11 protein-coding genes are annotated in these 11,985 nt (G+C 68.1%); 5 read left to right on the forward strand and 6 right to left on the reverse strand.

Annotated elements, in window-relative coordinates; translation table 11 throughout:
* Nucleotides 1-65 precede the first annotated feature (65 nt).
* The 4 genes from GPX89_RS32180 to dapE all read right to left on the reverse strand — a co-directional run bounded on the left by GPX89_RS32180 (nucleotide 66) and on the right by dapE (nucleotide 4,602).
* Nucleotides 66-1,835, reverse strand: coding sequence for a long-chain-acyl-CoA synthetase (locus tag GPX89_RS32180; RefSeq protein WP_328602576.1), 1,770 nt, complete (start codon nucleotides 1,833-1,835; stop codon nucleotides 66-68).
* 164 nt (nucleotides 1,836-1,999) lie between these two features.
* A complete protein-coding gene (locus GPX89_RS32185) occupies nucleotides 2,000-2,548 on the reverse strand; it encodes an LOG family protein (RefSeq protein WP_456237941.1) in 549 nt (182 codons plus the stop codon).
* A complete protein-coding gene (locus tag GPX89_RS32190; RefSeq protein ID WP_157391456.1) occupies nucleotides 2,545-3,351 on the reverse strand; it encodes an LOG family protein in 807 nt (268 codons plus the stop codon). Before GPX89_RS32190 ends, GPX89_RS32185 begins: the two co-directional genes overlap by 4 nt.
* Before the next feature lie 141 nt (nucleotides 3,352-3,492).
* Nucleotides 3,493-4,602: a succinyl-diaminopimelate desuccinylase gene (gene dapE / locus GPX89_RS32195; RefSeq protein WP_328602531.1), complete on the reverse strand. Its 1,110-nt coding sequence runs from the start codon at nucleotides 4,600-4,602 to the stop codon at nucleotides 3,493-3,495.
* Between the two features lie 263 nt (nucleotides 4,603-4,865).
* Between dapE and GPX89_RS32200 the strand changes: the two genes are divergently transcribed.
* From GPX89_RS32200 to GPX89_RS32220, 5 genes are all read left to right on the forward strand, one after another.
* On the forward strand, nucleotides 4,866-5,519 hold the full coding sequence (locus GPX89_RS32200) for a TetR/AcrR family transcriptional regulator (protein ID WP_157391458.1): 654 nt from the start codon (nucleotides 4,866-4,868) through the stop codon (nucleotides 5,517-5,519).
* Between the two features lie 33 nt (nucleotides 5,520-5,552).
* Nucleotides 5,553-6,509 (forward strand): ABC transporter ATP-binding protein, encoded by a 957-nt coding sequence (locus GPX89_RS32205; protein ID WP_157391459.1) that lies wholly within the window; start codon nucleotides 5,553-5,555, stop codon nucleotides 6,507-6,509.
* Nucleotides 6,506-8,167 carry an ABC transporter permease gene (locus GPX89_RS32210; protein WP_157391460.1) on the forward strand — a complete coding sequence of 554 codons (1,662 nt, stop codon included), beginning with the start codon at nucleotides 6,506-6,508 and terminating at the stop codon, nucleotides 8,165-8,167. Before GPX89_RS32205 ends, GPX89_RS32210 begins: the two co-directional genes overlap by 4 nt.
* Nucleotides 8,168-8,570: 403 nt before the next feature.
* A complete protein-coding gene (locus tag GPX89_RS32215) occupies nucleotides 8,571-8,789 on the forward strand; it encodes a hypothetical protein (protein WP_157391461.1) in 219 nt (72 codons plus the stop codon).
* Between the two features lie 73 nt (nucleotides 8,790-8,862).
* Nucleotides 8,863-9,357, forward strand: a complete 495-nt coding sequence (locus GPX89_RS32220; protein WP_157391462.1) for a hypothetical protein — start codon at nucleotides 8,863-8,865, stop codon at nucleotides 9,355-9,357.
* A gap of 36 nt (nucleotides 9,358-9,393) precedes the next feature.
* Here the strand turns inward: GPX89_RS32220 and GPX89_RS32225 are convergent, their stop codons facing one another.
* Both GPX89_RS32225 and GPX89_RS32230 read right to left on the reverse strand, forming a co-directional pair.
* Nucleotides 9,394-10,605 (reverse strand): DUF7373 family lipoprotein, encoded by a 1,212-nt coding sequence (locus tag GPX89_RS32225; RefSeq protein WP_157391463.1) that lies wholly within the window; start codon nucleotides 10,603-10,605, stop codon nucleotides 9,394-9,396.
* Nucleotides 10,606-10,675: 70 nt separating this feature from the next.
* Nucleotides 10,676-11,860 carry a DUF7373 family lipoprotein gene (locus GPX89_RS32230; RefSeq protein ID WP_157391464.1) on the reverse strand — a complete coding sequence of 395 codons (1,185 nt, stop codon included), beginning with the start codon at nucleotides 11,858-11,860 and terminating at the stop codon, nucleotides 10,676-10,678.
* Nucleotides 11,861-11,985: the final 125 nt, after the last annotated feature.

Below are 11,985 nucleotides of genomic sequence, written 5' to 3' on the forward strand. Positions count from 1 at the left end.
TGTACCGAGGGCTGTGGCGAGGCTGCTGGGCAGCCGACCGGAACTGTGTCCCGACCGGCTGCTGTTCAGTTGCCGGGAGCCCGCCCGGCGGCCACCTCGGCGGCGTAGTCGGGATAGGCGGGGACGTAGCCGTCGGCGCGGCCCGCGAGGACGTAGAGGGCGCTGTGGTCGTCCGGCGTGTAGCCCTGCTTGCGGAGTTCGACCTTGCGGCTCTTGAAGGTGGAGGTCTGCTCGAGTTCGGGGACCACGCGGATGAACAGCGGGACGGCGTAGGTCGGGAGGCGGTCGTAGAGGGCCTTGGCGGCGACCTTGCCGTCGAAGGCCGCGCCCTCGTGCAGGGTCACCGCGGCCATGCCGGCCTTGCCGTCGGCGCCGGGGATGTCGACGCCGAAAACGACCGCCTGCGTGACGGAGTCGATGCCGCCGAAGGCGCCCTCGACCTCGGTGGTGGCCACGTTCTCACCCTTCCAGCGGAAGGTGTCGCCGAGGCGGTCGACGAAGGCGATGTGGCCGAAGCGCTGGTCGCGCACCAGGTCGCCGGTGTCGAACCAGCAGTCGCCCGGCTTGAAACCGTCACGGACGAGCTTGGATTCGGTGGCCGCGGCGTCGGTGTAGCCGTCGAAGGGGGAGCTGTTGGTGACCTTGGCCAGCAGCAGGCCGATCCCGCCGGGCCGGACCCGGCGCAGCCGGCCGTCCGGGTGGCGCAGCGCCTTGCCGGTGGCGTCGTCGTACTCGACGATCGCGAAGGGCAGCGGGGTGAAGCCCGCGGTCTTGTCGAGGCCGAACGCGTTGATGAAGGCGACGTTTCCCTCACTGGCGCCGTAGAACTCGACGATTCGCTTAATGCCGAAGCGGCTCTGGAACTCGTCCCACAGCTCGGGCCGCAGTCCGTTGCCGACGCACAGCCGGACGGTGTGGGAGCGGTCGGTGCGCTTGGCGGGCTGGTTGAGCAGGTAGCGGCACAGCTCGCCGATATAGACGAAGGCGGTGGCCCGGTTGTCGATCGCCTCGTCCCAGAAGCGGGTGGCCGAGAATTTGCGCCCCAGAGCGAATGTCGCGCCGCCGGCGATGACCGAGGACAGCGCCACGGTGAGGGCGTTGTTGTGGTACAGCGGCAGGCAGCAGTACAGGGTGTCCTTGCCGGTGAGCCGCACGCCCAGCCCGCCGATTCCGGCCATGGACTTGGTCCAGCGCTGGTGGGTCATGACGCTGGCCTTGGGCAGGCCGGTGGTGCCGGAGGTGAAGATCAGGTAGGCGCGTTCCCTGGCCGTGATCTCCTCCGTTACAACCGGATCGGCGGACTCCATGGTGCGGGCCCGGGCGGCCAGGTCCTCGGACCACAGGACGGCGGGCCGGGGCTCGGTGAGCGTCCCGAAGCCCTCGGCGCACTCCTCGCCGATCACGTCGAGCACCGAGTTCAGCAGCCCGAAGCTGTGCTGCAGCACCGCATCTCGCTGATTGTGGTTGAGCAGGCCCGCGGTGGCGCCGAGTTTCACGGTGGCGAGCACGGTGAACAGCGCCTCAGGGCGGTTGGACAGCAGGATGCCGACCACGTCGCCGCGCTCGACGCCGTGTGCCGCAAGCACATTCGCGTACCGGTTGACCTCGGCATTGGCCTCGCCCCAGGTGTACTGGCGGCCTTCGAATCTCAGGAAGGGCCGGTCGGGGTGCTTGGCCGCGCCGCGTTGGAAGAACAGTCCGATGGACGCCTTGTCGCCGGAGCGCACCAGCATGTGCACGGCATTGCGGATCATGCCGGGGGCCTGCGTGGCCATGCCGGGCAGACTGCGGGCCAGATCGAACAGGCTCACGGTCGAACGGGCATCCGTATTCACTTCGCTGTGCTCCTCACGGGTCTTGCTCACGCCGTACGCCCACCCTTGCCGATCGGCCGCATCTTGTCGAGTGAAACCAGCTGGTATCACTTATCTCGCCTGGAATCATGGCGAGGTCGGCGCGATCGGTCAAGGGTCGGGGCGGATATACCCGCCCCGGCGGTTCAGAAACTCGGGCGCAGCGCCGCGAACGCGGCCTCGAAATCCGCGGTCACGAGCACCTTCTCCAGCGCCTCGGGGCCCGCGTAGCCGCGCTTGCGCAGCTCCCCGACCCACGCGAACAGGCCCGCGTAATGGTCCTGGGGATCGAGCACCACCACCGGCTTCTCGTGCACGCCCAGGTAGGCGCCGGTCCAGGTTTCGAAGAGCTCCTCGAGGGTGCCGATGCCGCCGGGCAGGGTCAGGAAGGCGTCGGCCCGGTCGTCCATGATCTGTTTGCGCTCGCGCATGGAGTCGGTGACGATCAGCTCGTCGGCGTCGGTGTCGGCGACCTCGCGGTGCACCAGCTTCTTCGGGATCACGCCGATGGTCTTGGCCCCGGCCGCGCGGGCGGCGTGCGCGACCGCGCCCATCATGGAGACATTGCCGCCGCCGGAGACCAAATGCCAACCGCGACGGCCGATCTCGGTGCCGACCCGGGCGGCCAGCTCCAGTGCTCGCGGATCGTCCACGGAGGCAGAGCAATACACGCAGACCGCATACGGTTCGCTCACCACTGGTCCTCCACCACGCCGTCGTCGTCGGATTCCTGGCGGGCTCGCGCGGCCTCGGTCACGATCCGCACCACCTCGTCCACGCTGTCGGTGACGTGCAGCAGGCCCATGTCACCGGGCGCGATCTTGGCCGAGCCGAGCAGCGAGTCTCGGATCCAATCCATCAGTCCCGCCCAGTATTTGGTGCCGAACAGAATGATCGGGAATCGGGTGATCTTGTGGGTCTGCACCAGGGTCAGCGCCTCGAAGAGCTCGTCGAGGGTGCCGAAGCCGCCCGGCATGCAGACGAAGGCCTGGGAGTACTTGACGAACATGGTCTTGCGCGCGAAGAAGTACCGGAAGTTGATGCCGAGATCGACCCACTCGTTGAGGTGCTGCTCGAACGGCAGCTCGATGCCCAGGCCGATCGAATAGCCGCCCGCCTCGGACGCGCCCCGGTTGGCGGCCTCCATGGCTCCCGGCCCGCCGCCGGTGATCACCGAGAAACCCGCCTTGGCCAAGGCGCTTCCGATCGCCATCCCGGCGTGGTACTCGGCCGAGTCGGCGGGGGTGCGGGCCGAGCCGAAGACCGAGACCGCGCGCGGCACCTCCGCCAAAGCGCCGAAGCCCTCGATGAATTCGGCCTGGATGCGCAGCACGCGCCAAGGGTCGGTGTGCACCCAGTCCACCGGACCGCGCTCGTCGAGCAGATGCTGATCGGTGGTCCCTATCCCCTTCTTGCGATCACGCCGCAGCATGATCGGTCCGCGAAATCGTGGCGTCTTGGGCGAACGCGCCTCGTCGTAATCGGATTCAGCAGACATGCAGGCAGTATCCCTTCTGCCCTCCGCTTCGCTCCGGGCGGGTTCGCGGCGCTGGAGGTCTCGTTCTTCCCTCCCTCCGCTCCTCCGCTGCGCTCCCCCGCTCCGCTCGGTCCAGAACGAGACGCGCCGCGAACCTTCGGGCTAATCAGATTTGTTGCCGGTCAGATAGCTACGGAGCATCGACGTCACCTGGGTGATCTGATCCACCGGCAGGTGCTCGTCGCGCTTGTGGGCCAGATTCGGGTCGCCGGGGCCGAAGTTGACGGCCGGGATGCCGCGCGCGGCGAATCGCGAGACATCGGTCCAGCCGTACTTGGCGCGGACGCCGCCGGAGCCGTGCGCGTGCACGATCTCGATGAGGTCCTTGGCGGCCGGGTTGGACAGGCCGGGCAGGGCGCCGGGCGCGCCGTCGGTGCGCTCGAAATCCAGTTCCAGACCGGCGAATACCTCGCGCACGTGCTCGGTGGCCTGGTCCAGGGTGCGGTCGGGGGCGAAGCGGAAGTTCACGTCCACCGAGGCCACGTCCGGCACCACATTGCCGGCGACGCCGCCCTCGACGCGCACGGCCGAGAGGCCCTCGCGGTAGGTGCAGCCGTCGATCTCGACCTCGCGCGCCCGATAGTCGGCCAGCCGTTCCAGGATCGGGGCGAGGCGGTGAATCGCGTTGTCGCCCAGCCAGGCTCGCGCGGTGTGGGCGCGCACGCCGGCGGTGGTCAGGCGCACCCGCAGGGTGCCCTGGCAGCCCGCCTCGATCCAGCCCCCCGACGGCTCGCCGAGAATGGCGAGGTCGCCCTCGAGCCATTGCGGCAGTTCGCGTTCGATGCGGCCCAGGCCGTTGAACTCGGCGGCGATCTCCTCGCAGTCGTAGAAGATGAGCGTCAGATCGTGCACGGGGTCGGCCACGGTGGCGGCCAGGTGCAGGAAGACCGCGTCGCCGGACTTCATATCGACGGTGCCGCAACCCCACAGCTGCCGTTCGCCGTCCGCGGTCGTCTGGAAGCGGCTGGGCACATTCTCGGCGATCGGCACGGTGTCCAGGTGCCCGGCGAGGATGACCCGGGTGGGCAGGCCGCGATTGGTGCGCGCCAGCACGGTATTGCCGTGCCGCAGGATCTCGAAGCCGGTGGTCTGCTCGCGCAGGGCCCGTTCGACGATGTCCGCGATGACCTTCTCGTCCTTGGACACGCTCGGAATGTCCACGAGCGCGGCGGTGAGTGAAATGGGGTCGGCACTCAGATCGAGAGGGGTCACTTGATCCACCCTAAAGGAGGGACGGCCTCCGTTCTCGGCACGGTGGTTGCGTTGGCACAAATCGGCACCGGGTGCGGTCTGAAATCACCCGGCAACTGCTCCACGCGCGGATGGTCCGCGTGGGGATAGTTGTCGCCGGTCGGCTTTCCGCGCGCGGACGGTTGCCGGGTTCGAAGGTCCCGAGGTCGCGATTCCGTAAATCCTCGAGCCTCGTGCCGTAGGGCCCTTGCCCCGTGCTTGAACGTGTGTTTAATCTATTAAACATGCGTTCAACCGACGATCTGACGACCCGGGCCCGGATTCGCGATGCCGCGATCACCGTGTTCGGGGAGCAAGGCTTCGGGGTCGGCGTGCGCGCCATCGCGGCCGCGGCGGGCGTCTCGCCCGGTCTGGTCAACCACCACTTCGGCTCCAAGGAAGGGCTGCGGGAGGCGTGCGACGACCGGGTCCGGGAGATCGTGTGGACCGCGAAGATGGAGTACATCGACAACCCCACGCCGGGCGGACTCATGCGGCAACTGGGCGAGATCGAGGCGTTCGCGCCCGTCATGGCCTACATCGTGCGCAGCTTCCAGGCGGGCGGGCCGTTGATGCGGACCTTCTTCGAGCACATGGTCGACGACACCGAGCAGTACCTGCGGGCCGGCATCGCGGGCGGCAGCATCAAACCGATGCGCGACGTGCCCGCCATGGCGCGCTACATCGCCACCAACAACGGCGGCGGCATGATGATGTTCCTGCAGCTCTACGCCACCGAACAGGCCGAGCCCCTGGACTTCCGCAAGGCACTGCGCGAATACGCCGAACGGATGATGCTGCCCGCGTTGGAGATCTACACCAACGGACTGCTCACCGATTCCACCGCGCTGGACACGCTGGCCGCACAGACGGCACAGACAGCACAGACCGAGCAATAACCCACCAACGTCGTTTTCCTCCAAGGAGATTCGATGAACGTCCCTGCCAACCCGGTGATCGAAGTCCGGGATCTGCACAAGAACTTCGGGCAGGTGCATGCCCTGGACGGCCTCGACCTCGAGGTCGCCGAGGGCGAGGTGCACGGCTTCCTCGGCCCGAACGGGGCCGGAAAGTCCACCACCATCCGCATCCTGCTGGGCATCCTGTCGCGCACCTCGGGCGAAGCCGTGGTGCTGGGCCGGGATCCATGGACCGACGCGGTCGAGTTGCACCGTGACATCGCCTATGTCCCCGGCGATGTCACGCTGTGGCCGTCGCTGTCCGGCGGCGAGACCATCGACTTGCTGGCGCGCATGCGCGGCGGCATCGACCAGGAGCGCCGCGCGGAGCTGATCCAGCGCTTCGAACTGGATCCGAGCAAGAAGGCGCGCACCTACTCCAAGGGCAATCGGCAGAAAGTCGCTCTGGTGTCGGCGTTCTCGTCGAACGCGCGACTGCTGCTGCTGGACGAGCCGACCTCCGGGCTGGATCCGCTGATGGAGCAGGTATTCAACGAATGCGTCGCCGAGGCGGTGGCGCGCGGCACCACGGTGCTGCTGTCCAGCCACATTCTGTCCGAGGTGGAAAGACTGTGCAAACGGGTCACCATCATCCGGGAGGGCAGGACCGTCGAGACCGGCACCCTGGCCGAGATGCGGCACCTGTCACGCACCTCCATCACGGCCGAGATGATCGGCAGCCCAGGGGATCTCAGCCGGATTCCCGGCGTGGAGGACGTCAGCGTCGACGGCCGCACCCTGCACTGCCAGGTGGACAGCGAACACCTCGGCGAGCTCATCCGGGTACTCGGCGACGCCGGGGTGCGCAGCCTGGTCAGCCAGCCGCCGACGCTGGAAGAGCTGTTCCTGCGCCACTATTCACTCGACGGCGGATCACCGGCCGGCGACGGCGCCGCGCAGGCTCCCCGGCGGGAGAAGGTGTCGAAATGACCGCCGTCACCGCCGCCGCACCGCGCACCTTCGAAACACCGGCATTCGCGGCGGATTTCACCGGAACCTGGAAGCTGCTGCGGCTGTATCTGCGGCGTGACCGGATCGTGCTGCCGCTGTGGATCCTGGTGCTGTCATTGCCGCTGGGCAGCGTGTACGTCAAGAGTATCCAGAAGCTCTACCACCAGCCCTCCGACTACCACGACTTCGCCGCCGGAGTGCTGTCCAATCCGGCCGAGCTGGCCATGTACGGGCCGGTCTACAACGACAACAGCCTGGGCGCGGCGGGCATCTGGAAGGCGGGGATGTTCTACACGCTCATCGCCATGGCCACCATTCTCACCGTCGTCCGGCACACCCGCGCCGACGAGGAGACAGGGCGCACCGAGCTGCTGGCCTCCACCCGGGTCGGGCGGTTCGCCGGACTGACCGCGGCGCTGATCGTGGCCTACGGTGGGGCCCTGCTCACCGGATTGATCGGATACGCCGACATCGCGAGCACTTCCGTGCCGAAGGCGGGATCGCTGGCCTTCGGGCTGGCGCTGGCCGGGTCGGGCATCGTGTTCGCCTCGGTGGCGGCGGTCGCCGCACAGCTGTCCGCCAATGCGCGCACCGCGCGCGTGATCGCCTTCGCGGTGCTGGGCGTGACCTACACCCTGCGCGCCGTCGGTGACGTGCGCTCCGGGGCGGGGCCGACCAGCCCGCTCACCTGGATGGCCCCGCAGGGCTGGTCGCTGCAGGTACGGCCGTTCGCGGGCGACCGCTTCGCGGTGCTGGGGCTGCACGTGCTCACGGCCACCGTGCTCACCGTCGTCGCGTACTACCTACTGGCGCACCGTGATACCGGTGCCGGTCTGATCGCCGAGCGACCCGGCGCGCTGGTCGCCGGGCGCACGCTGGGCGGTCCGCTGGGGCTGGCCTGGCGGCTGCAGCGCGGGACGCTGCTGACCTGGACCGTCGGACTCGGGTTGTACGGGTTGATGATCGGCAGTATCACCCACGGTGTCGGCGATCAGCTGGGCAGCAGCCAGACCATCCGGGATCTGATCACCCGCATGGGCGGTTCGGCATCGCTGGAGAAGTCGCTGATCAGTTATGCGTTCACCATGGTCGCGGTGGGTGCGGCGGCTTACGCGGTGTCGGCGGCGCTGCGGCTGCACACCGAGGAGAGCACCGCGCACGCGGAGGCGGTGCTCACCGGCAAGGTCTCCCGAATCCGCTGGGCGGCTTCGCATCTGACCTTCGCGCTGCTCGGACCGGTACTGGCGCTGGCGGTTTCGGGTCTGCTCGCGGGCCTGATCTACGGGCGCGCGGCGGGTGACGTCGGCGGCAAGGTGGGGTGGACGATGGGTGCCGCGCTGGTCCAGGTGCCCGCGGTGTGGACCTTCGTGGGGCTCACCGTCGTACTGTTCGGCCTGCTGCCGCGCTTCACCAACGTCGCATGGGGTCTGCTGTCCGCCGCGGTCGCCGTCTTCCTGCTCGGTTCGCTCGCCGGTTCCCCCCAATGGTTCCGCGACCTGAACCCCTTCGAGCACGCGCCGAAGGTGCCGGGCGCGGCGTTCACCGCGACCCCGCTGATCATCCTGCTGGTGGTGGACGTGGCCTTGCTCACGGTGGGGCTCATCGCATTCCGCCGCCGCGATCTCCACTCCGCCTGAGGCGAAACCTCGGCGAACGGCCGCCCCGGATCATCCGGGGCGGCCGTTCGCGGGTGTGAGGCGCGGTCCGGGGCTCCGAAAGCGCTGTGAGGCAGTCGGCTTCGTGATCTTGCCGGTGGCGGAAACCGCCGATGATGCTGCGAATCACGTGATGGGCTGATTCCGGTCGGCGGTCGGCGGTGGGCATTCGCCGGGTGGCGGCTCCGGCCGTTCGGCCCGCGGTGCAACCGATACGGGTGGTGCGGGAGTGAATTCGGTGGTGGCGGAGCGAATTGCGAGTTGCCGGCGGGGGTGCGGTGGTCGGGCCGGGAGGGCGGTGGAGGGGCAGTGGTGAGGGGTGGATTCGGGTGTGCGGGGGTGGTAACCCAGTAAGGGAATCGATTTTCACCAGGAGGTGGGGGATATGTACGAGGGGCTTGCCCTCGGGATTCATCTGCCCGCGGGATGGCTGTGGCCGACGCTGATCTTCTTCGGCCTCATCATCTTTGCGGCGTTGCTGGTATTGCTACTGGTCAGCGGGGCCCGATTCGATGACAGGGCGTCGCATTACGTGCCGACGACCACCAGCACCTGTGAACCGTTCTGCGGTGCGCGTCATCCGGTTCCCGGATATCCGAACTGATCGGTTCCCGGTAATCGATACCGCGAGGTTTCCGGGGCGTGCGTGCGGATACTCCACGAGAATAGTTCGACGAGTGGGGGTTCCCATGGGGCAGCGGATCCCGGCCGTGGTCGGGTTGTACTTCCGCGATGCCGGGCAGTGGCGGCGCATCGCCGAATTCCGGCTGGCCGCCGACGGTCACGCCACGTTCCGGGCGGTCGACCCGGTGGAAGGACTGGTCGCGCGGGTCTGGTACCACCAGGGCGTCGACCTGCCGGGTGAGAACCGCACCGTGCTGCCCGCCGACGGCGCCGAATTCCTGCGGGCGCTGTTGCAGCCGTTCGGTTTTCGCGACTACTGGTTCCGGGACGACAGCTCGCCGCGCAGCGGGCTCACCCGGGCGCCGCACGCGGTGTCGCGGAGCGCGCCCGCCGCCCGGCGGGGTGCCGACGAAAGCCGATGGGCGGCAGCGGATTCCGAATGCCGCCGCTGCGCCGAGGACGACGTGGTGTGCGGGGAGCCCGCGCACCGGCCGGCCGCTCGACCGGCCGCGTGGCGACTGCTGGACGCGGACGCCGTCAGATTCTGACGGCGCTGCGAATTCCGCTGTGCCGCAGGGGCTTCGCTACATGCTGTTGGCCAGCAGGGCGTACTGCGCCGTCGCCTTGCGCTGCGCGCCCGCGAGATCGGCGGCATAGACGACACCGACGTACCGCCGATAGCCGACATAGCAGCGATAGGCGTCGTCGGCCTTGGAATCGGTCCAGTGACCGCACTTGGTGCCGGGCACCTTGTCCGGCGCGGAATCGGTGGCGAAGTCGCTGCCCAGAATCGTGATGAGCCCGCTGATCAGATCCTGCCCGGCGGCGGCGTCACGGGCCCGGTAGATCTCGTTGGAGTCGACGTAGCCGAAGGCGTCGGTGCCGGTCTTGTCGAGCAGGGCCTTGCGGGTGGCCTGGTCGGGCGAGGTGTCGAGGATCCAATTCGCGTCCCAGGCCACGAAATTGTCGGGATCGGGTGCGCGGCTCGCGTCCCGCTTGTCGACCAGCACGCGCGCGAGCATGCCGTCGGGATCCGGTTTCAGGGTGTCCAGTTTGTCGGCGGGGGTTTCCTGGAAGGCGTCGATGGCGGGCACCTCCGCGTCCAGGGTCTTCTTCACCAGGCTCTGCAGATCGCGTTGATCTGCGCTGGGCCGCCCGGCGAAGATGGAGAGCACGAAATCCTTGCGCGCCATGCGCACGCCGATATTGTTCACACCCGGCCGATAGTGGGCCAGCGCGTCGGGATACTCGGGCAGGGTCACCTTCTGGTTCTGCTGCAGCGCCACCGCGAAATCGGCGTCCTCCATCTCGCGCGCGGCGAGCTTGGCGGCGTCATTGGACGGGAAGCGCATCAGGACCATGGTCACCGAGTTGGAGTTCGGGTCGGCCTGATTGCTGCCCTTGGGGTCCGGGCGGTCGGATCCACTGGTCGCGTAGTCGACGATGAAACCGCGCTTCTCCAGGATCGGCTTGGCCACATCCGGCAGGCCGTCGTACTTGACCAGATCCGAGATCTTGGTGTGCACGAAGCTGCCGCGGCCGACATTCAGGCTCGGATCGATCTTCATGCTCGGCGCGACCGCCGCCGACATCCGGATGCCTTCGAGGACGTCGCCGTGCCCGCCCGAGGAGGTGTCGTACTGGAAGCGATCGACCGAGTTGCCGCCGACATCCAGTGTGCGGACATCCAGCTCACCCGCGACGGCATGCCCGGACTGCCCGCAACCGCTCAACAGTCCGGCGACCGCCAGGCAGCTGGCCGCGACAATCGTTGTGCCCCTGGCTCTCCGGCCCATGGTGTTCCCTCCCGCACAGTCGAACCCTTGAATTTTCGGCCGTGTACGGCCGAACTGTCCAGGTTTCGAGCTATAGGCTATTGGCCAGCAGTGCGTACTGCGCAACCGCTTTATTCTGCACTTCGGCGTCGCTGGTGCCACTCACCACGCCGACATACCGCTTATATCGGACATAGCAGCGGTTGGGCGCCTGGTTCGAGGTGCGATGCACGCACTTGACGTCGGGCACCTTGTCCGGCGCGGCGGCCGGTGTCTCCCGCAGGTTGCTGATCATGCTGTTCACGAAATCGCCGCCGGTGCTCCCGTCGCGCAGGCGGATCACGAAATTGGCGTCGGCGACCGACATTTCGTCGACGCCGTGGTCGGCCACCAGCTTGGTGAAGATCCCCATGTCCTCGGCGGGCAGGACCAGCCAGATGCCCGGATAGACGGCGAAATTGTCCGGATCGACGCCCTTGCCGGCGCGGTCGGCCACCAGGGTGCGGGCCAGCAGCCGATCGGGATCGACCGGCAGCTGGGCGATCCGGTCGCTCGGGGTCTCGGCGAAGGCGTCCAGCACCGGGATCTCGGCGTCGAGGCTCTTCTTGGCCCAGGTCAGCAGATCCTGCTGGTCGGCGCGCGGGCGAATGATGAACAGCGAGACCACGAAGTCCTTGCGCGCCATGGTGATACCGACATTCGCGACGCCCGGCCGCCAGTGCGCGTAGGCGTCGGGATAGTCGGGCAGCGTGAGCTTCTTGTTCACGTTCAACGCGACATTGAAATCGGCGTCCTCGAGTTCCCGGGCCGCCAGCTTGGCATTGTCGGCCGAGGGGAAGCGCAGCACCCGGGTGGTGATGGTGGTGCCCGCGGGATCGGGATTGTTGCCGATGTCCTCACGGTCCGAGCCGCTGGCCGCGAAACCGGCCACGAAGCCGCGATTGTTCAGCACGGTCCTGGACACGGCCGCCAGGTGGCTCTGGTTCACCACATCGTCGACGCTGGTCAGCGGTTCACCGCCGCGGCCGACCTTCAGGCTCGGGTCGATCCGCACGGTGGGCGCGACGGCCGCGGTCATGCGGATGCCCTCGAGGGTGTTGCCCTTGCCGCCGTTGTTGTCGTCGTAGGCGTAGCGGCTCACCGGATAGGACCCGGTGTCCAGGCCACGGACATCCATCTCGCCGGGAACCGCGGTGCCCGACCTGCCGCAGCCCGCCGAGAGCGCGGTCAGGGCCAGACAGCTGATGACGGTGACGACACGTGCCGGGCGGCCCATGATGCTCCCTCCCCGCGCGGCCGACTCCGATCTTCTGATCGGGCTCCGGCGGCGCTCCAGATGCACCACAGATTTTCCGGCCGAGGTGAGCCGACTGTCCACCCTTCGCCCGTGTCGCCGGGCGG

Source organism: Nocardia terrae (assembly GCF_009760405.1).
Classification (GTDB): domain Bacteria; phylum Actinomycetota; class Actinomycetes; order Mycobacteriales; family Mycobacteriaceae; genus Nocardia; species Nocardia terrae.

Excerpts from the sequence above, each read along its gene's own strand:
- GPX89_RS32190 (WP_157391456.1), bottom strand. The coding sequence starts at position 3,351 with ATGTCTGCTGAATCCGATTACGACGAGGCGCGTTCGCCCAAGACGCCA.
- GPX89_RS32200 (WP_157391458.1), top strand. The coding sequence starts at position 4,866 with ATGCGTTCAACCGACGATCTGACGACCCGGGCCCGGATTCGCGATGCC.
- GPX89_RS32225 (WP_157391463.1), bottom strand. The coding sequence starts at position 10,605 with ATGGGCCGGAGAGCCAGGGGCACAACGATTGTCGCGGCCAGCTGCCTG.
- GPX89_RS32230 (WP_157391464.1), bottom strand. The coding sequence starts at position 11,860 with ATGGGCCGCCCGGCACGTGTCGTCACCGTCATCAGCTGTCTGGCCCTG.
- GPX89_RS32215 (WP_157391461.1), top strand. The coding sequence starts at position 8,571 with ATGTACGAGGGGCTTGCCCTCGGGATTCATCTGCCCGCGGGATGGCTG.
- GPX89_RS32210 (WP_157391460.1), top strand. The coding sequence starts at position 6,506 with ATGACCGCCGTCACCGCCGCCGCACCGCGCACCTTCGAAACACCGGCA.
- GPX89_RS32205 (WP_157391459.1), top strand. The coding sequence starts at position 5,553 with ATGAACGTCCCTGCCAACCCGGTGATCGAAGTCCGGGATCTGCACAAG.